General features: G+C 69.4%; 21 protein-coding genes. 2 read left to right on the top strand and 19 right to left on the bottom strand.

What is annotated here, in order from left to right; translation table 11 throughout:
* Positions 1-77: 77 nt before the first annotated feature.
* The gene (locus ACFUO4_RS15470) at positions 78-698 is read right to left on the bottom strand and encodes a DUF305 domain-containing protein (RefSeq protein WP_383484476.1); all 621 of its coding nucleotides are present in this window, start codon (positions 696-698) and stop codon (positions 78-80) included.
* Positions 695-1,357 carry a DUF3105 domain-containing protein gene (locus ACFUO4_RS15475; protein ID WP_079306474.1) on the bottom strand — a complete coding sequence of 221 codons (663 nt, stop codon included), beginning with the start codon at positions 1,355-1,357 and terminating at the stop codon, positions 695-697. The genes ACFUO4_RS15470 and ACFUO4_RS15475 overlap by 4 nt, the downstream gene beginning before the upstream one ends.
* A 348-nt stretch (positions 1,358-1,705) precedes the next feature.
* Between ACFUO4_RS15475 and ACFUO4_RS15480 the strand changes: the two genes are divergently transcribed.
* Positions 1,706-3,067 carry a glutamine synthetase family protein gene (locus tag ACFUO4_RS15480; RefSeq protein WP_079306476.1) on the top strand — a complete coding sequence of 454 codons (1,362 nt, stop codon included), beginning with the start codon at positions 1,706-1,708 and terminating at the stop codon, positions 3,065-3,067.
* Between the two features lie 75 nt (positions 3,068-3,142).
* Here the strand turns inward: ACFUO4_RS15480 and ACFUO4_RS15485 are convergent, their stop codons facing one another.
* The 15 genes from ACFUO4_RS15485 to ACFUO4_RS15555 all read right to left on the bottom strand — a co-directional run bounded on the left by ACFUO4_RS15485 (position 3,143) and on the right by ACFUO4_RS15555 (position 15,666).
* Entirely contained in the window at positions 3,143-4,411 is a 1,269-nt protein-coding gene (locus ACFUO4_RS15485) for a tyrosine-type recombinase/integrase (protein WP_383484480.1), read from the bottom strand.
* A gap of 80 nt (positions 4,412-4,491) precedes the next feature.
* Positions 4,492-4,737, bottom strand: a complete 246-nt coding sequence (locus tag ACFUO4_RS15490; RefSeq protein ID WP_383484483.1) for a helix-turn-helix domain-containing protein — start codon at positions 4,735-4,737, stop codon at positions 4,492-4,494.
* Positions 4,738-5,214: 477 nt separating this feature from the next.
* On the bottom strand, positions 5,215-6,690 hold the full coding sequence (locus ACFUO4_RS15495; RefSeq protein ID WP_383484486.1) for an ATP-binding protein: 1,476 nt from the start codon (positions 6,688-6,690) through the stop codon (positions 5,215-5,217).
* Between the two features lie 2 nt (positions 6,691-6,692).
* A complete protein-coding gene (locus tag ACFUO4_RS15500; protein ID WP_383484489.1) occupies positions 6,693-7,562 on the bottom strand; it encodes a bifunctional DNA primase/polymerase in 870 nt (289 codons plus the stop codon).
* 86 nt (positions 7,563-7,648) lie between these two features.
* A complete protein-coding gene (locus tag ACFUO4_RS15505; RefSeq protein ID WP_383484492.1) occupies positions 7,649-8,929 on the bottom strand; it encodes a DNA cytosine methyltransferase in 1,281 nt (426 codons plus the stop codon).
* 86 nt (positions 8,930-9,015) lie between these two features.
* Positions 9,016-9,609 carry a hypothetical protein gene (locus tag ACFUO4_RS15510; protein ID WP_383484495.1) on the bottom strand — a complete coding sequence of 198 codons (594 nt, stop codon included), beginning with the start codon at positions 9,607-9,609 and terminating at the stop codon, positions 9,016-9,018.
* Positions 9,610-9,622: 13 nt separating this feature from the next.
* On the bottom strand, positions 9,623-9,814 hold the full coding sequence (locus ACFUO4_RS15515; protein WP_383484497.1) for a hypothetical protein: 192 nt from the start codon (positions 9,812-9,814) through the stop codon (positions 9,623-9,625).
* On the bottom strand, positions 9,811-10,086 hold the full coding sequence (locus ACFUO4_RS15520) for a hypothetical protein (protein WP_383484500.1): 276 nt from the start codon (positions 10,084-10,086) through the stop codon (positions 9,811-9,813). The genes ACFUO4_RS15515 and ACFUO4_RS15520 overlap by 4 nt, the downstream gene beginning before the upstream one ends.
* Before the next feature lie 141 nt (positions 10,087-10,227).
* Positions 10,228-12,465: a cell division protein FtsK gene (locus ACFUO4_RS15525; protein ID WP_383484503.1), complete on the bottom strand. Its 2,238-nt coding sequence runs from the start codon at positions 12,463-12,465 to the stop codon at positions 10,228-10,230.
* A gap of 147 nt (positions 12,466-12,612) precedes the next feature.
* The gene (locus ACFUO4_RS15530; RefSeq protein ID WP_383484506.1) at positions 12,613-12,783 is read right to left on the bottom strand and encodes a pRL2-8; all 171 of its coding nucleotides are present in this window, start codon (positions 12,781-12,783) and stop codon (positions 12,613-12,615) included.
* 2 nt (positions 12,784-12,785) lie between these two features.
* Positions 12,786-13,103, bottom strand: a complete 318-nt coding sequence (locus ACFUO4_RS15535; RefSeq protein ID WP_383484508.1) for a hypothetical protein — start codon at positions 13,101-13,103, stop codon at positions 12,786-12,788.
* A gap of 4 nt (positions 13,104-13,107) precedes the next feature.
* Positions 13,108-13,515 (bottom strand): RRQRL motif-containing zinc-binding protein, encoded by a 408-nt coding sequence (locus tag ACFUO4_RS15540; protein WP_383484511.1) that lies wholly within the window; start codon positions 13,513-13,515, stop codon positions 13,108-13,110.
* Positions 13,515-14,528 carry a DUF2637 domain-containing protein gene (locus tag ACFUO4_RS15545; protein ID WP_383484514.1) on the bottom strand — a complete coding sequence of 338 codons (1,014 nt, stop codon included), beginning with the start codon at positions 14,526-14,528 and terminating at the stop codon, positions 13,515-13,517. Before ACFUO4_RS15545 ends, ACFUO4_RS15540 begins: the two co-directional genes overlap by 1 nt.
* Positions 14,525-14,815 carry a hypothetical protein gene (locus tag ACFUO4_RS15550; RefSeq protein ID WP_383485711.1) on the bottom strand — a complete coding sequence of 97 codons (291 nt, stop codon included), beginning with the start codon at positions 14,813-14,815 and terminating at the stop codon, positions 14,525-14,527. Before ACFUO4_RS15550 ends, ACFUO4_RS15545 begins: the two co-directional genes overlap by 4 nt.
* A 620-nt stretch (positions 14,816-15,435) precedes the next feature.
* Positions 15,436-15,666: a hypothetical protein gene (locus tag ACFUO4_RS15555; RefSeq protein WP_383484518.1), complete on the bottom strand. Its 231-nt coding sequence runs from the start codon at positions 15,664-15,666 to the stop codon at positions 15,436-15,438.
* Between the two features lie 686 nt (positions 15,667-16,352).
* On the opposite strand from ACFUO4_RS15555, the gene ACFUO4_RS15560 reads away from it, so the two are divergent.
* Entirely contained in the window at positions 16,353-16,748 is a 396-nt protein-coding gene (locus tag ACFUO4_RS15560; RefSeq protein ID WP_383484521.1) for a GntR family transcriptional regulator, read from the top strand.
* Positions 16,749-16,964: 216 nt separating this feature from the next.
* Here the strand turns inward: ACFUO4_RS15560 and ACFUO4_RS15565 are convergent, their stop codons facing one another.
* Both ACFUO4_RS15565 and ACFUO4_RS15570 read right to left on the bottom strand, forming a co-directional pair.
* Positions 16,965-17,474, bottom strand: coding sequence for a flavoprotein (locus ACFUO4_RS15565; protein ID WP_383484524.1), 510 nt, complete (start codon positions 17,472-17,474; stop codon positions 16,965-16,967).
* A gap of 50 nt (positions 17,475-17,524) precedes the next feature.
* Positions 17,525-18,760, bottom strand: a complete 1,236-nt coding sequence (locus tag ACFUO4_RS15570) for a helix-turn-helix domain-containing protein (RefSeq protein WP_383484527.1) — start codon at positions 18,758-18,760, stop codon at positions 17,525-17,527.
* Between the last annotated feature and the right edge of the window lie 98 nt (positions 18,761-18,858).

The following is an 18,858-nucleotide window of genomic DNA, read 5'->3' on the forward strand; positions in this document are numbered from 1 at the left end:
AGGCCATTTGAGCGTTAACGGGCTATGAGGACCGAGGGGAAACCCTCTATGGACCGCCGCGGTTCCCCTGAAACCCCCTAGGAACGCGGCTTCGCGCCCCGCTCCTTGAGCATGTCCGTCATGAGATCGATCTCGGACTCCTGCGCGTTCACCATGCCCTGCGCGATGTCCTTCTCCACCTTCACCGTGCAGCGCGCGACACAGCCCTCGGCCATGTGGATGCCGCCCTTGTGATGGTCGGTCATCAGCTGCAGATAGAAGATCTCGGCCTGCTTGCCGCTGAGGGTGCCGAGTTTCTTCAGCTCGGTGTTGGTCGCCATGCCCGGCATCAGCGCGCCGTCCTTGCCGTCCGCCATGCCGCCCATGTCCATCCAGGTCATCGGCGGGTCCGAGGACACCTTCGGCAGCCCCCACAGATCGAGCCAGCCCAGCAGCATGCCGCGCTGGTTGGCCTGCGTCTGCGCGATGTCGAAGGCGAGCCGGCGCACCTCCTCGTCCTTGGTGCGGTCGCGCACGATGAACGACATCTCCACCGCCTGCTGGTGGTGCACCGCCATGTCCCGCGCGAAGCCCGCGTCCGCGGAGTCGGCGGTGGGCGTGGCCGCGGCGTCGTCGCCGTCCGCGACCGCGTAGGTGACCGCGCCGGCCGCGACGAGCGCGGCCGCCGCGGTCCCCGCGATCCAGCCGACCTGCCTCACTGCGCCTTACCGCCCGTGCAGACCGCGCCCTTCTCGGGCGTCTGCTCGCCCTGGACGTACTTCTCGAAGAACTTCGCCACGTTCGGGTCGTCCGCGCCGGTCACCGTCCGCTGGTGGCCCCACGCCGTCAGCATGATCGGGGCGGCCTGGCCCTCGTACGGGCTCATCAGCGTGTACGGCGTCGCCTTCACCTTCGCCGCGAGCTTGTCCACGTCGGACTTCTCGGCCTTGTCGGTGTACGTCACCCAGACCGCGCCGTGCTCCAGCGAGTGCACCGCGTTCATGTCGTCGAGCGGCTTGGTGTAGACGTCGCCGTTGCAGTTCTGCCAGACCGCGTTGTGGTCACCGCCGGCCGGGGGCGTCATCGGGTACTTCACCCGCTTGGTGACGTGCGTCTGGCTGAGCTTCGCCGACCACGTCTTCACGCCGTCCTTGCCGGTGGTCCAGTGGCCCGGGTTCTTCGAGTCGGAGGCGGTGCTGCTGTCGTCGTCCCGCGACTGCACGATGACGACGGCGCCGACGACGAGAGCGGCCACGACCGCGACGCTCGCCCCGATCGTGAGGATCCGGTTGCGGCGCTCGCGAGCCTGCTCGGCACGCCGCATCTCGGCTATGCGCGCCTGCCGCGCGGCGGATTCCTTCTTCTTGGCGGAGCCCATGGGGTTGTGTCCTTCAGGGGAAAGGGGGCCGGTCGGGTCCGCTGATCGTAATGGGGAAGGCGTGGTCTCTCGTAGGGCGGGCACAGGAATGGCCGAAGACCGGGTTCCGCCGGCGACCGGGGCGTGCCGGCTCACAGCATGCCCGGCATTACGTATACGGGTCCGAGCAGGCAAGATGGGCGGCAGAACAGTACACCTGTCGGACGTGAGGCGTTCAACCGGGCGTCGGCCTGCCGATCATGGTCCGCAACACGGATGAAATGGTGTTGTGGTGGGATGCTCAGGTGCCCAACCGTCTCTCGCGGGACCGGAGGCAGGCGGCCTGACCAGCAAGGATGGGGAAGCTAGATGGACAAGCAGCAGGAGTTCGTGCTCCGGACGTTGGAGGAGCGCGACATCCGGTTCGTACGCCTGTGGTTCACGGACGTGCTGGGCTTCCTCAAGTCCGTCGCCGTGGCTCCGGCCGAGCTGGAGCAGGCCTTCGACGAGGGCATCGGCTTCGACGGCTCCGCGATCGAGGGCTTCGCCCGGGTCTACGAGTCCGACATGATCGCCAAGCCGGACCCGTCGACGTTCCAGATCCTGCCCTGGCGCGCCGAGGCCCCCGGCACCGCCCGGATGTTCTGCGACATCCTGATGCCGGACGGCTCCCCGTCCTTCGCGGACCCCCGCTACGTCCTCAAGCGCGCCCTGGCCCGCACCTCCGACCTCGGCTTCACCTTCTACACGCACCCCGAGATCGAGTTCTTCCTCCTGAAGGACAAGCCCCTCGACGGCTCGCGCCCCACCCCGGCCGACAACTCCGGCTACTTCGACCACACCCCGCAGAACATCGGCATGGACTTCCGCCGCCAGGCGATCACCATGCTGGAGTCGATGGGCATCTCGGTCGAGTTCTCCCACCACGAGGGCGCGCCCGGCCAGCAGGAGATCGACCTCCGCTACGCCGACGCGCTCTCCACGGCCGACAACATCATGACGTTCCGCCTGGTCATGAAGCAGGTGGCGCTGGAACAGGGCGTCCAGGCGACGTTCATGCCGAAGCCGTTCTCGGAGCACCCGGGCAGCGGCATGCACACCCACCTCTCCCTCTTCGAGGGCGACCGCAACGCGTTCTACGAGTCGGGCGCCGAGTACCAGCTCTCCAAGGTCGGCCGCTCCTTCATCGCGGGCCTGCTGAAGCACTCCGCCGAGATCTCCGCGGTCACCAACCAGTGGGTGAACTCGTACAAGCGCATCTGGGGCGGCTCCGAGCGCACGGCGGGCGCCGGCGGCGAGGCCCCCTCGTACATCTGCTGGGGCCACAACAACCGCAGCGCCCTGGTCCGCGTTCCGATGTACAAGCCCGGCAAGACCGGCTCGGCCCGTATCGAGGTCCGCTCGATCGACTCCGGCGCCAACCCGTACCTGGCCTACGCCGTCCTGCTGGCGGCCGGCCTCAAGGGCATCGAGGAGGGCTACGAGCTCCCGCCGGGCGCCGAGGACGACGTCTGGGCGCTCTCGGACGCCGAGCGCCGCGCGATGGGCATCGAGCCCCTCCCGCAGAACCTCGGCGAGGCCCTGACCCTGATGGAGCGCAGCGACCTGGTCGCCGAGACCCTCGGCGAGCACGTCTTCGACTTCTTCCTGCGCAACAAGCGCCAGGAGTGGGAGGAGTACCGCTCCGAGGTCACGGCCTTCGAGCTGCGGAAGAACCTGCCGGTGCTGTAGGCGCAGGTCAGAGCGGTTTTCCTGCTGGTTCGGCGGATAGGGCCGACGGTCGCGGACCGTCGGCCCTATCGCGTCTCACTGACCCTGGGCCGTCTCTGGGCCGTCAGGCCCCGAATCGGTCCCCTCGTACAGGCCGTCCACGGCCTTCCGGGCCCGTGCGTCGCTGCTGGGCATGAGGTGCGTGTACACGCGGAGCGTGAACCCCGGATCGTTGTGTCCGAGGTAGTTGCTCAGCGCCTTGACGTTCTCGCCGACGTCCAGCAGGACCGAGGCATAGAAGTGCCTCAGGGCGTGCATGCCGTGTTCGCGGGCGGCCTGGTGGCGCTCACCCGGTTTCGGGGCGGGGATGACTCCAGCCGCGACGAGAGCGGGCTTCCAAGCGCGGTCGTTGAAGTCCGTACGCCGAACCGCACCTCTCCCATCGAGCCGGGTGAACAGCAACCGCTTCGTGACGGGCGGGCCGCCCACTCGGAGCCAGGGCAAGGTGATCTCCACTGGAGGGAACGCGTCCATGTGCTGCTTGAGGACGTGCGCCACGCGATCCGGCAGGGGGACGTCACGGAGCTTGTTGCGCTTCGGTGGGGCGAATACGAGACCCTCCTTCGTCACCTTCACCTGGTTCACGATGTGGAGCCATCCGGTGTCGAAGCTGATCTCATCGACGGGCAACCCGAAGATCTCCCCTTGCCGGAGTCCGCATCCGCCTCCGAGGTCGACGGTCGCGTGGAATCGCTCGGGCAGTGCTGCCCGCACGGCGAAGACACGCTCTGCGGTCCATGGCACGACCCGTCCACTTCCTGGTGCCGGTGGACGCACGGACTGTGCGTGACAGGGGTTCTTTGACAGGTGACCGTCGTCAACGGCTGCGTTGAAGATGGTCGCCACGCCGTTGTAGATCACGCGCCGGTACGACGACGCCTGTACGGCCCGTTCCAAAGCGCTCAGCCAGTCCCGGATGTTCTCCGGCTTGAACGAGCCGAGGGGGCGTGACCCCAGATAGGGAATTGCGTGGCCGCGGATTGCGGATTCCACGGACTCACGCGTGGTCATGTCGGTGGTCTGCGTGCTCAGCCACTTTTCGGCGTACTGGCGGAAGGTCACCCGGCTTGCGGCGGGGTCCACGTACTGGCCCCGCGACATGTCTGCTTCGATGTGAGCGAGCCACTGGTCGGCCAGTCGCTTCTGTCCGTCAGGGAACGACTTGCTCTTCTCGGTCCCGTCCGGACCGATGTAGCGGGCTCGGTAGCGGAGGCCCGCCCCGTAGCGGTCGGTTCGCACACGACGGGGTTTGCCGTTGGGGTCGGTTTCGGTCTTGTACCAGCGGTCTTGGATGTGGCCGGCCATGTGGCGGCGTTCCTCTCTCGACAGACAGCAGGGAGAGCCGTTGGTGACGGCTCTCCCTGCTATGTGCGGTGGGTGTTCAGCTACGCGGCGTTGCGGTCGGCGTCCTTGCGTCGGGTGACGTAGGCATGCACGTCGGCGGGGTCGTAGCGGAGGTGTTTGCCGATGCGGAAGCCGGGCGGGCCGGTGCGCTTCTTACGCCACTGGTAGACGGTCTCGATGGGTACCTCGAACATCTCGGCGATGTCGTCGGGGGTGAGGTACCGGTCGGGGAGGCCGCCTCGGAGAGTGGCGCGGGGGTCGTCACTGGCGGGGGCGGGCGCGCTCACTGAGTCCTCCACGGTTTGAGGCAGGGAGAGTTGGTCCCAGGGGCCGGGTGGGACCGGGCCTGTCCGAGGCTCGGATTTCTGCGTCATTGCGTCATCAACGTCATTCGCGCTTCTGACCAGCGGCTTTGTATGACGCAGCGGTTTGGGCGTGCGTCATCGGTGCGTCATGGGCTGCGTCATCGGTGACGCAGCCCATGACGCAGATGACGCAGGATGACGCAGGCGCGGCCGTCTGCGTCATGGTCGTTGCCGCAGGTCAGGGGCCGTTTTTCGGTCCGCATGACGCAGATGACGCAGCGTTTCTCTCTTAGGACAAAAAGAGGGGGTGGTTTCTGTTGCGGTGCGGCTTCAAGTGTGAAGAAGGAGCCGCTTCGCGGCGCGACCCTTGGGCGGCGTTCCGCCGAACAGCAAGAAGAGCACGCCTCGCCGGTGGTGCTCTTCTTGCTTGTCCGGGGGACGACGCTGCGGGAGCGTGGGTCAGAACATCGGCTTCTGGTCGTGCGGCGGCGGGGCCGCCGTGCGGGTCATTTCGAGGTAGCGGCCCTCAGCGGTGCGGCCGGAGTCGATGAGGACCCCGCGGGCGGCGAGCGTCGGCTGAAGCCGCTTGAGCCGGTCGGAGAGCACCTTGCCCGTGGTCGGCCACCCTCGGGGCAGCGGACGGCAGTCCTCGCCGCTGTAGAGGCCGCTGAGGAGGTGCAGCCACTCCGTGGACGTCATCCGCTGATCGGTGCCCGGATCGAGGCTGTCAGCGTGCCTGAGGACGGTCTGCGCAAGCAGGTCACCTTCGATGACGTCGTCGTTGAGGTCATCGAGACTGGCCCGGTAGGCCGTGAGCGCCCCCCAGCCGGTGGCGGCATCGAGCTGGGCGCACAGGTGCGCGAAGTCCGCCATCCGCAGATCGGTCGGGGTCTCCGCCTCCACCGCACGCACCTTGACCGTGAGGTCCAGGAGCGAGCCTAGGACCACGGGCAGCGCCTCCGCGTACTCCGCCCACAACTCCGCCTCCGTGCGCCGCACCTTGGGCCGTTCCAGCCGCAGCGGCAGCAGCCGTTCGGCGAGGTCGGGGCGGATCACGCCCACGTCGATACCGGTCAGCAGCAGCGGGCGGCGGTAGCCGACACGGAACACGTCGCCATCGGTCCACAGGGCCCGCTTGACGTTCTCCGCGCCGGTGACGATGCAGCACATGGCATCGGACAGGTCCGGGGTCATGTGGGAGAGGTTGTCCAGGGCGGTGACCCATCCGGCCGCCACCGCCGCGATCAGGTTCTCCTCATCCTTCGGAGCGCGGCGCAGGTCGCCGCTCATGCCCTCGATGATGCGGATGAGCATCCGGCCGCCGGTGGACTTGCCCGCCCCCTGCGGTCCGGTGAGGAACGGCGCAGGAACCGGCACCGATGGCCCGAGGCAGCCGATCAGCCACGCGATGGCCAGGCACTCGGCCTCCGCGTTGGCGAAGTTGCACAATCCCAGCAACAGGTCGAGGCCCTTGCCGTTGGTGCCCTTGGCCGGCAGGGGCAGCTCCCCGGTGAGCTGGGTACGCCGCCAGCACACCTCACGCGGATCGGGAACGGCGATGTCCCAGCCGGTGGGGTGGATACGGACCGACTGACCGTCGTCGCGGCCCAGGTCCAGCCACGTGGCCCCGTCGAAGCCGGGGGCCACGCGGATGTGCACGGGCTGCACGTCCTCGGTCAGCGCGAGCGCTTCGATCAAGTCCAACGCCTCCTTGAGTGCAGTTCCGTTGAACACGCCGACCCCGTCTTTGAACATGCCGACCATGAGTTCCTGGCGGTGGCTGCCGGTGGTGCCCTGGGAGCGCATCGGGCGTGCCACGGGGTGGCCGTTGCGCTGGGCGTACACGGTTCCGTCAGCGGTGCGGAAGTACCGGAAGTTGGCTTGCGCGTAGTCGGAGATGACCTTGCGTGCAGGGTCCTTCTCGTCGTCGGACATGCCTAAAGTCCCAACCTGGTACGGGCGTTGGTCCACGCGTCGGTGCAGTGCCGCGGGGTTTCGCCCTTGATCTGCGCGGCGGCGAACAGCCGGGCGATGTGGGCGTCGGTGAGGCAGCCGCAACGGCCATGGGCCGACAGCACCGCCAAGAAGGTGCGGTAGACGGTGTGGTGGATCGCGCTGCGCGCGGCCGTGATCTGCTGCTCCGCCATGGTGATGCCGCGTTCCAGGTAGGCGGGCGTGCGGTGGGGGCACGCCCCGTCCCCGCCCGGCACAGTGCCGGCGGGAGGCGTCGGCCGGATCGTCGGTGTCCTCGCGGTGAGCGCCCGGACGGCATCCGGCAGGGCCGCGATGCGGCCGGTGCCAGACCCGAGATAGCGGGCATAGGCCATGGACGACTTGATGTCCACGCCGGGCCGGACGCCGTTGCACGAGCGCATGACGCCTCGGTAGATCCAGTGCTGGCCGCGTGTGGTGGGCACGGTCCGGGTGGCGGGCAGGTTCCGCTGTGCCCATGCCACGGCGTCGGGGGTGTCGAGGTCAACGACGGTGAGGCGGGCGCCGCCCGGGTGGTAGCCCACGCCTGCCGCCTCCCGCCAGGCGCGCGCCCACACCGGGGAGGTGAGGACGTCGGGGTCGGTGGTGGCGGCGGCCCATGCGTGGCAGGGGGCCGGGCAGGTGCAAGGTCCCGCAGTCTTCATGTTCTGCCGTCCGCCGCACGCGTTGCGGATGCAGCCGGGGCAGTTGCCGACGGGCACCTTGCCGCGCCACAGCGGCAACACCGGCACGCCGGCGGAGGCGAGGTTCAGCGCGGTGCACAAGGGGGTGGTTTGGGCCGGTCGGCCCTCGCCGATGGACGCTCGTTGGGTCATGCTGGATGTCTCCTGCTCTCTTGGAGGGACGGGAGAACCGGGGCGGGCGCAGGCTTGTGGTGAGACGGCGCCCGCCTCGGGCGTATCTAGGCGATGTCGAGAGCGAGTTGGGCCGGTTCGTCATCCGCTGCTTCGGGCACGGTGGCAGCGAGCAGGGTGCGGTAGGCCAGTGTGGCCTGATGGATGACCACCCCGTTGCCGAGGATCTTGAGCTGGTCGGAGCGGGACAGGCCCAGGTCCGTGCCGGTGACCCAGCCGGGATCGGCGCCCATCATCCATTCCACGAACGCCGGGGACAGGCGGCGGTTGCCCTTAGTACCCGGCTCGGTCGGCTCCGGCGCGGGCCGTCCGAGGACGGCCTCCCACCGGTGGATGGCGGGCCCGTAGTCGGTGCCGTTGGTGGCCACCCACTGTCCGTCGAGCCGCACGGCCTGGCCGGGCAGGTAGTAGTTCCCGGCGCTGTCTCGCTGGTTGGGTCCACCGTGCGGCCCGTCCGACGCCTTCGGCGTGGGCAGCAGGTTGACCACTACCTCGTTGAGCGGGCGGGAGTTGGTGCCGATCAGGTTGGAGGCGCCCGACTTCCAGTCCCGCGCCGCCGGGGTGGGCAGCAGGGTGACGGCGGTGCGCAGGTTCATCCCGCCCTTCCGTTTGGGGGAAGTGCCGGGGCCGCCGGTGCCGTCGGCGGCGGCCGGGGTGGGCAGCAGCCTCAGGCCTCGGCCGGGGGCAGCAAGAAGACCACTTCGTCCTCCAGCGTGGGTCCGTGCCCGCCCGCCCTGCGCTTGTCCGGGTGCTGCGGTCCCCCGTTGCGGCCCAACTGGGAGGTGGGGGTCTTCAGCAGCGGGATACGCGACGGCGAACCAGCGGTCGCGGCGGTGGCAGGCTCCGACTTCGGGATCTCCAGCGCGTAGGCACATCCACCGCGCGTCATACCCGAGCGCGGCCAGGTCGGCGGCGACGACGTCGAGTCCCCGGGAGCGGAGGGCAGCGACGTTTTCCAGGAAGACGAGTCGGGGTCGAAGATGGCGAATGGCTCCGTGGGCGATGGTTTTCCACAGTCCCGAGCGGTCACCGGCGATCCCTCCCCGAGGTCCGGCGTTGGAGATGTCCTGGCAGGGAAATCCGGCCGTCAACGCCGCCGGACGGGGTACCGACGCGGCGAGCGCGGGCCAGTCGACGGCGGTGATGTCGCCCAGGTTGCGGGCGTCGGGCATGCGGGCGGCGAGCAGTCGGGAGGCGGCCGGGTCCTTCTCGCCGACCAGGGTCGTGGGTAAGCCGGTGACGGCTTCCACGGCCAGGTCCAACGCGGCGGAGCCGGTGCACAGGCTGATGTTGCCGCCCTCCGGCGGCACGGAGGGACGATGGGTCATGCTGTAGGTCTCCTGCTCTCTTGGAGGGACGGGAGAACCGGGGCGGGCGCAGGCTTGTGGTGAGACGGCGCCCGCCTCGGGCGTAGCTAGTGGTCCGGGTTGGGAAGCTCTGGCAGTCCGGCGCGTTCCAGCGCGACGGGGTCGTAGCCGGGCAGGGCGGCGCGGTGGATGAGGGCGGCGGCGAGCTGTTCGGCGTAGACGGCACCGGCTTGCGCGACCTCGACCTGTGCGGTGGCGCGGATGGTTTCCACGCGTTCGAGGTGGGCGTATTCCTCGCGTCGCTCGCTGGTCTCGCGCTGGTAGGCGACGGTTTCGCGGCGATCGGTGCGCCAGTAGCGGGCAGCGAGCCCGTAGGCGCCGGCGGTGGCCAGCGACCACAGCAGCAGCGGCAGGGGCAGGCCGTCGGCGTATCCGGCCACCCCGGCGAACGCGAGGGCGCCGGAGGCGGCGAACGCGGTGCCGACCAGGACGGTGTCGCCGGTGGCGTTGCCCGCGACCACGCCCGCGGCGGCGGCACCCATGGACAGGGCCGTCATGAGCACGGCGTTGCCGACGGAGTGTTCGGCGCCGTGGGCGTTCCAGATCCGGGCCAGGATCAGCACCGTGGAGGTGGCGAGCGCGGGCGCGGCCTTGGGCAGCGCGGCGGCCACCCAGTGCGGGGCAACGGTGTTGTCGTGCATGGGAGTTGTCCTCTCAGCCGAGCGAGGTCAGGAAGCGGGCGAAGGAGGCCACGAGGTCGCGGATGGGGCCGTAGGCGCCGGTCCCTGCGGTGAAGAACCCGAACAGGAACAGCACCACCGCAGCGCCCCCGTTGGCGGCGCGGGAGCGGACGGCGACGACGGAGGCGAGGGCGAACAGCAACACCGCGGAGAGATTCAGGGTCATCGCGACGCCTCCGAGCGCGGGGTGTCGGTGCCCGCGCGGTAGATGCGGGCCCACCGGTTGTAGAGCCAGCGGCCGATGCGTATGCGGCGGCCGGTGGCGTTGCAGCGGCGGCAGTCCTTGCCGCGCTTGAGGCGTCCCTTGCGGTCGGACTTCATGGCGAAGCCCCAGCCGGAGCACTTGCGGCAGGGGCCGAACGGCGACACCGCACACACCGACACGTAACAGAGCGTGATTCCGATGAGGAGGGTGATAGCGAGCAGGACAGGGGTCATCACGAGCCCTTCCAGGCGGTTTTCAGGGGTTTCCGCAGGTGGGCCGCTATCCGCTAGCGGCCTGATCAGAGTGGGTTTGGGGCGCTAGCGGGGCCGCTAACGTTAGCGGGGTGTGCCGCTAGCGCTAGCGGCCCCAGACGCTCAGCCCACGTCCCGGTTTCCGTCACGCTCCGCAATCGCGGCGACGATGTGGGAGCGGTCGATACCCCGCCGGTTGACCACCTTGCCGTTGACCCGGCGGCCCACCTGGATGGTGGAGATGCCGTGCGGCTTGAGCGCGGCAGCGAGAGCCTCGGGGTCCCAGCCGTCGTAGACCTCGGGCCGCAGTTCACCGAGCCGGGCGGCCACGGTCTCGGACCACACCTTGGGTTCGTCGGCCGGGACCACGGCGAGGATGTCTCGCAGCAGGTCATAGCCGCTGGTCGTCGGCTCCGGCTCGTCCCCCAGCGCGTACCCGGCGAGCGTGCCGGCGTCCTCGCGTGCCTTACGGGCTCGCAGGGCGACCCGTTCGGCGGTGGGAGCGTCCACGTACACGCTGCGGATGATGCGGGCGTCGGAGCCGTCGCCGACCAGGTAGGCGATGCCCTTGTCGGCCCAGGCGAACATGGTGGCGCGCACGCCCCGCTTGTAGGCGGAGGTGCCCAGGACCATGTCGTTCTCGGTCTGGCCCATCACCTTCATGCACACCCGCACGCCCGCGTTGGCGGAGATGCCGGTGGGCAGCGACTTGGCGTCCGGGCGCTGGGTGGCCAGCATCAGCACGATCCCGGTGGCAGGTCCCCGCTTGACCAGGTCGGTGCAGATCTCCTCGAACTCCTTGCCGTACTTGTCGTGCTCGAACCACACCTGGCACTCGTCCACGCAGATGACGATGGGGTGCAGTCCCAGACTCGGCTTGGACGCAAGCTCCGAGGTCACCTTCGACTCGGGGCAGATGTCCCGGGGCAGGGAGCGGATCACCTTGGCGCGGCGGCGCAGTTCACCGCGTACCTCGCGCATGTCGGCGATCGCGTACTCGATGTCTTCGTCTTCCTCGCCGGCGCGGTGGCGGTAGGAGACGTGCTCGCCGACCGGGTCGAGGTCGCCGGTGCCCTTCAGGTCGTAGGTGTGCAGCTCCGCGCGCGGGTCGAGGGCGGCGATGAGGGCGAACAGGCGCAGGAGGAACGTCTTGCCCATGCGCGGGATCGCACCGATGATCGCCGCGATGTACATGAACGTCAGGCCCACCCAGCGGCCCCGCTGGTCGGTGGAGAAGTCGACCGGCTTGAACAGATCCACCAGTCCCGACTTGGCCAGCGACCATGCGGGCTGGTTGGCCCGGTTCATGTCCTGATCTCCCACCCACAACACCAGGCGCCCGGTGTGCTCATCGGCCACCGCCTCCGGCCACACACAGCCCAGCGGGCGGCGCAGACCCGATGCGAGCCGCTCCCGGCGCTCGATGATGTCGGTGACGGTCACGCCGTAGGGGAGGTTGCCCTCGGCACGCCAGCCGGGGCCGTCGCGGGTGATCGGGGCGGTGAACTCGAAGCCGTCCCGGCCCTTGGCCTGCGCCTGATTGATGGCCGGGATGCCCAGCGAGCCGAGGGCCCGGAGCACGATGTCGGACGTGAGCTTGGTTGCCTTGGGGACTTCCACGGCGCGGTGGATGACCGGTGCGTCCGCCTTGCGGCCGGCGTAGCCGAGGGCGAGCACGACCGTGCCGACTGTGAACGCCTTCAGCCAGTCGGGGCCCAGCACGTACAGGGCGAGCGCGGCCCCCAGGCCGATGAACATGGCGAGCACCGTCACCAGAGTGCGCAGTCGGACGCGTCCGTCGCGCTGCCGCGACAGTTTCAGGTACTCGGCTGCGTCCTCGCGGCGCACCGCGGCGAGCCGGACCGGCTCACCCTCGCGGTCGGCGACCCACCGCATCACCCCGCCCACGAAGCGGGCGGCCCCGGTGGGTGCCTGGAAGGTGAGGCGGACGGCGTAGACCGGGGAACGCAGCGCGTGATAGCCCAGCGAATGGGCGTAGTGGCGGGCCACCCACCCGGTAGCGGTGCGTAGTTCGGAAAGCGAGCGCAGCCACACCGGCACGACCGCGCGGCGGCGGGCACCGGCGAGCCGCCCGAGGTAGCCCGGACCGGTCGCGGCCGGAGCCGACCCATCGACCATGACGCGGGCGGTCGGGTCGCCCGACTCGGCACCCGCCCCACTGTCGCGGGAGTCGGCCGACCGGTCGGCGGCGGGTCGGGCGGTCGGGTCGGCCGACTCGGTCCGGGCCGATCGTGCCTTGTCGAGGTCGACTACCTCGCCCCCCGGGTCGGGGCGGGAGTCGGCGGCCATCTCGGCTTCGAGTCGGTTGAAGAGTTCGTTGTCGTCGTCGGGGTGCTTCACTGAAGGTTCCTTCCAGATCTGCGGGAGGGGGCCCGGCCGAACGCTGTAGGAGGTGGGCGGTCGGGCCCGTAGACAGAGAATCGGTGCAGATAGGCCGTAGCTGGGCACGCAAAGTGCGTGCCTTGTAGGGCCGTTGAGGGGCGGCGGTCACCACCAACTGGACGTCTTCTTGGGCACGGGGTTGGGGCAGCCGTTGAGCATGTGGTCCACGCACGCCGGGCAGTCCTGCCGGGGCTTGAGCCTGCGGTGGATGCTGCGGTCGTGGGCGTGCTGCCAGCACTGCGGGCACTCGCCCGGCGGCGTCTGCTTGGCCGCCATGGTCACCACCAACTCGATGACTTCTTGGCGGCCTTGGCGGTGGCAAACTCGTCCACGACGCGCTGCCGCTCCTTCTCCAGCGCGCGCAGCTCCGACGTGAGCCGGTTCGTCACCGACTGCGTCAGCATCTCCAGCCTGCGTTCCGCGCGGGCGGGGCTCTTGCCCCGCGCCACCTTCAGCGAGCCTCCGGCGAGGGCGCCCATGATCTGTCGGCGCTCGGAGCCGGTCAGCGGCCACCACTCGTGCTTGCGCACCGCTTCGATCTTGTCCTGTGCGAGCCGGATGTCGCGGTCCAGGCGGCGGGTGTCGGGCTTGGGCATGGGTTCAACCCCTCTTTGAGAGTGCGGAGTTGGCGGGTGTGGTGGTGTCGGGGTAGGCGCAGAGCACGCAGCAGCCGAGGGAGGTCGGCAGGCAGTAGCTGTAGGTGATCCGGCAGATCGGGCAGGTGCGGCGGGCCAGCATCGCCAACGCGAGGGCGCCCCACTTGCGCGACGTCATCGGCCGCACCGGCTTGGCGAGGTCGACGCGGTAGAGGTAGGCGACCTGCACGCCCGTCTTGCGGCCCCGGTGGCAGCGCATCACCTGCGCGGCCACCGGCTGACCGCCGGGACGTAACCCGCGCTCGCGTAACTGGCGTCGGGTGGCGTAGCCGTCCGGGGCGAAGTGCCACGGATACGTGGGCACCCCGAACCGGGCGCCGGCGGGGTCGTAGCACTTGGCGTACGCGGCCATCAGGCTGCCTCAGCCGAGTCGTCAGACGGGCCCGCGTCGGTGACGGGGGTGTCGACCGCGTGCAGCGGGCGGCCCTCAGCACGCTCCGCCTTGAGGGTGTCGCGCAGGATGCGGGCGTTGGCCTGCGAGACGTGCACCGCAGTGCGGATACGGTCCGCGGTCAGCTCCCCGTCCGACCAGCCCTCGGTCTCCTTGCGCGCCTCGGTCAGCAGCTCCTCGAAGGTGCGCTGCGTCTTGGCCTTGCTCCTGGCGGGCCGCTTGCGCGGCGCCTTGGGCGCCTCGGCCTTCAGCTCCTGCGGGGCCTGCTCCGGCTCCGGCTCGGGGTCGACCGGCAGCGCGGTGGTGGGGGCGAGGTCGCCCATGCGCAGCATCACGCGCTCGCGCCGCGGGGTCTGCGAGCGCCACCGGCGGCCGTAGCGCTCGCGTAGGTCCGCGCGGGCCAACTGCCGCTCCTTCTCCCGCGCCAGCGCCTCGCTGTAGGAGGTGATCTCCCACAGCGTCATGCGCCGCCACAACGCGAAGGTGGAGGGGAAGGCGAGCAGCCAGCGGGAGAACCGGATCTTCTCCATGCGGCGGCCGGTGGCGGCGCCGATGCGCACGGCGTAGATGTGCGCGCCGATCTCGGAGAACACCACCCACAGCACCGGCATGGTGCCGTGCGCGACCCGGGCTGACAGGCTCTGTCCGGCGGCGATGTTCAGGCCGCAGGTGATCAGGGTGAGCACCCAGGGCACGAACCGCACCCAGGCGAGCGCCATGTCCATCCGGATCAGCAGCAGGTTGGCGACGGTGAACACCGGGATGGCCACGTCGATACCGACCGGCAGCATCCACGGCTCACCGAACCCCCACCGCAGCGCGGCAGCGGACACCGCGTCGAAGGAGGAGATCAGACCGAGCGCGCCGACCCCGGCCGCGGCGAGCGCACCGATACCGGCGAGCCCCATTTCCGGGCGGGTCAGCGGCGGCACCCCAGACGGCGCCGCCTCCGGGGTGGCGGGCGTCGTGGTCATGCCGCAACCCCCTTGCGGGCCGTGCGCCGGCGGCGGGCGGGGCGGGGCAGCGGGACAACGTCGACCAGGTCCGGGTGTTCCTCGATGACCTGCGCGGCCATCCGGATCAGGTCGTCGTACATCTCGGGGTGGTCGGCGAGGATGTCACGGGCGGCGTCCTCACGGGCCGCGCGCTCCATCTCGGTCTCGCCCTCGACCCCGAGCCAGAGTTCCGGTGGGGTGCCGAGCGCGAGTTCCGCGAAGTCCTCAGCAGTAACGGCCTGTTGACGGCCGATGTAGGCACGCATGAATGCTCCTGAAATGGGAGGGACGGAAGAGGGCCGCAGCAGACGCAGGCGTGTTGGTGAGACGGCGACTGCTGCGGAAGAACCCCAAGCCGCAGCGCGGGTGCGGAGAGTGCCCCGGCCGGGAGTCGAACCCGGCCTGCGACCATCGGGGCGGTGATACGAGGGGTCAGACGGTGGCAATGACCAGCGCGGCAACCAGCAGCCACAGGTGGTGGAAGGACTGGTCAAGGGCGTAGGCACCGGTGCCGATGTGCGGGTTGTCGTCGCGGCCGGCGCGCGGGCCCCGAGCCGGTAGAACCCGCCCAACCCGAGCACCTCAGCGAGCCGGGCCAGCGTGCTGCGCCGGTCCGCCCACCAATGCGTGAGCGCATCCACGCCCAGTCCCAGCACGGTGCCGAGGACCGACAGGCGCAGATCGAGCAGCCACGCAACCGGCAGCAGCACGGCCAGCTTGGTCAGCGTCAGGGTGGAGACGTGCCGGGCGTCGGCGAGGCGGCCGACCCAGCCGGGGCGGCCTTTGTTCGCGGACTGGTGGGAGGTCTGTACCCAGTGGTCACCCACGCTGTGAGCGACGTACAGGGCGACGAACACGGCGGCGAAGACGGCGCCTTCCATGGCGGTCACCGGCTCTCGTCGCGGGACTGGACCAGCTGGATGGCCAGACGGGCGAAGTGGGCGACCGCGTCGAAGTCAGCGAACGTCACGCCGTGCGCCTCGGCCGCCTGGATCATGTCCCGCAGCACCGATGCGGCATCCGCCTTCTGCGTGGGCGTCGGCTGGTAGCCGGGGCCGAACTCAGCGGCAGCAGACGCGATGCGCTCAGCGATGGAGTTCAGGTCGTGCTGGTCCATTACTGCTCCTCAGGTGGAGGGACGGGAAGGGCCGGAGCAGGCGCAGGCGTGGTGGTGAGACGGCGCCCGCCCCGGCAGAACCCCAGCCGCAACACGGCCAGGGGGAAGTGCCCCGGACCGGAGTCGAACCGGTCCTGCGACCATCGGGGCGGTGGCGGCTTCACCGGCCCGCCATTGGTAGCGGACCGGTCCCGAGCCGGTGAATCGGGTGCGTCATCGTCGCTGCTCTGACGCCAGCAGGCGGCCTGCACGAATCGGTGCAGGGTGGCGTGCCGCCGACGACATCACCCGGTCGTCGCGGGGGCGGTCTCACTCTTGCCGCCACGTGCGTTGGGGCCCCGCTGTACTTCCCCACACCCGAGACCGGGTGGCGCCTGCCAAGCGCGTAAGGGAGAACCGACGTCCATCACGGCGGTTTGCCCCCGGACCCTCGCCCTAGGCACCTACCGCGACCGCCGACTCTGCGTCAGCCCCGCACGATCACTATTCAGTTCTTCGTAGCGCTTGCTCCGGGCCTTGCCTCCGGGCGCTATTTGTGCAGGTCAAGCACTTACGAGTTCGGATGCCGAATCCCTTTCGGGCCTCACCTTCCGGCGTGACTTCAGATTGACCTAGGTCAATCTGACTGTCAAGAGGGTGCGGCAGAACAGCGTGAGATTGACCTAGGTCCGGTTACTCTCGGGGGCATGGATCAGAGCCTCGAAGCGCCCAAGTCCACGCCGACGGCCAAGGAGATCGCGGCGCAGTTCCGCGAGAAGATCACGGGCCCCGATCGCGAGTACGGCGCGGGGGACCGGCTCCCAGCAGCTCGCGCCCTTGCCAAGGAACTTGGCGTGCAGCTCATGACCGTTCAGAGCGCGTACGGCCAACTCCGCGACGAGGGGCTGATCCTCACTCAGCAGGGGCGCGGGACGTTCGTCCGAGACCCTGCCGCACCCCTCGGCACCGAGCCGGGCAGCAGCCCTGCTTTCGCGGCCTTGGCCGCAGAACTCAGCACGATCCATGACGCTCTCCGGTCACTCGGGGAGCGGCTTGACCGGCTTGAGAGGCTCGTGGGTAGCGAGACTCCACCGTCGCCGTGAGGTCATCCGCACGCCTCAGCAGGTCTTCGACCCTGAGGCGTGCCTCCCTCAAACTCGCTTTGATCAAAGCGAGTTCAGCAGGAGTCATGCATTCCAGCTCGCCGCTTCGCTCATTGATCCCTGGCATGGCAACGAGCATGTAGCCGTGAACGGCGGAGGACCCGGACAGAGTGTCCGGGTCCTCTTTCCTTGCAGCTCAGGAGGGTTGACGACTCGTCATTGAGTAGCTTCGTCCACGGCTTCCAGGACTGCCCCCCAGGGGAGTTCGCGCCCCGCTGGCGCCTCGCGCGGCTCGTACAACGGCCACACATCCGGGTCGTCGATGATGCGTACGCCCCCAGCTCGCAGGGTGTCGATGTGGTGCTGCCACGCGGGGTGGCGGGCGTGCGCCGCGTTCACCCGGGGGAAGACGACGACCGGCAACCCGAGGGTGCCGATTGCCTCGCCCACTTGAGTCAGAGCCTGGTTGTCCATCAGGCCCGTAGCGAGCTTGGCAACCATGTTGGCCGATGCGGGGGCTACGACGTAGCAATCAACCGGTGGGTGTGGTCGTGCCTCGCCAGGCAGGCGCGGTTCGTCGCGCACGGGCAGACCGGTCAGCTTCTCCAACCGCTCGACCTCGCCGCTCATCCGTAGCCACTGACCTGCGGTCGGCGTCAGGGTGACAGCCACCTGCCATCCGCGCTCCATCGCGGGCTCAACCAGACCAGTACGCAGCGCCTCCACGCCTCCGGCCGCCGACCCGACGACTCCGAGCACCCCACGCTTGCCTGAACTCACTGCACCGCCCTGCACCGTTGAGCCATCACGAACACCTCAGACGATCGCGAGCCGCCGGTGACAGGCGATTGCTTGATCAGGTCCCGCAGCGTCTCGCGCACCCTCGGATTGGTCCGTACGAGCTGCGGCGATGTGCGTTCGGCCGTGCGGAGTTCCGTGAACGCCTCATCGCCCTGTCCGCTGAGCGAGAGGGCGCGGGCGAAGTCGATGCGGTGCGACACGCTGCGTTCCTGCGGCATGTGGTCGACGTTGATCCGGCCGTGTTCCACCACGTACGACACGTTGTCGAGGTCCAGCTCAACCGACAGGCGGTGAAGCAGGACGTTCGTGGGACCGAAGCCGGTCTGCCAGTAGTTCTCATCCGAGCCGAGGTCATCCGCGAGTTCCTCGGCTCGGTCCAACAGGCCGGTTGCGGTGGGCCGGTCCTGGTGGCGAGCCGCTGCGACAGCCGCCCGCAGGTGGATCATCCCCAGCAGACTCAGCGCCGCAGGGTCGTTGTCGGTCACCTGAGACGAGAGCCACGCGGCGGCGGTGTTGCCCAATTCCAACGCGTCGTCGTACCGGCCGTTGGCCAGCAGGGCGTGCGTGCCGGACCGTGCGGCGGACGCCAGCACGAGAGGGTCGTCGGACTCGTCTGCGGCACGCATCGCACGCTCCGCAGCGAGCCATGAGATGTCCGACTCACCGATCTTCGCGAGGGTCGTCGCTGCGAGGTGATGGGTGCGGGCCGACACTGCCCAACAGTCGCTACGGTCTTCGCCGCGCCGTGCGGCTCGCTCCTCCAGCTCTTGCGCAGTCTGGAGGAGTGTGGGAAGCGCGGCGATGACGCTACCGAGTCGCCCACTCTGATAGTCGTTCCAGGCTTGCTCCACGCGCACGGCCACAGGCGCCGGCGTGGGGAGCTGCACCTCAGCCTCGGGGCCGAACAGCAGACGAGACAGCCGACGCGGGCTCATGAGCGCGTCGCGCACGGCCGGAACGTCGTCCTGCTGCTTCTCGTCCTCCATGAGGACGGTCTGACCGAGCAGATCCCCGAGGGGCACGCGCAGGATGCGCGACAGCTCCGCGAGCATGTCGATCCGGGGAGGCTTCCGGCGCCCCGTCTCGATCTTCGCCAACCAGTCGGTGCTACGCCCGACCAGACCGGCAAGCACCTCTTGCGTGTAACCGCGACGCTTCCGGTAGAAGGCGATACGTTCGCCGATGCTGAGGTGATCTCCAAGACCACGCATTGCGTGCTGCCTCCTGCGGGTGGTAGGGGCCTGTCTCACGGTACAGAGTCGGTGACGACGCAGGTAGTTGGCCCTGCTCGTCATCGGCCACGACAAGA

The organism is Streptomyces sp. NPDC057280 (assembly GCF_042668605.1).
Classification (GTDB): Bacteria; Actinomycetota; Actinomycetes; order Streptomycetales; family Streptomycetaceae; genus Streptomyces.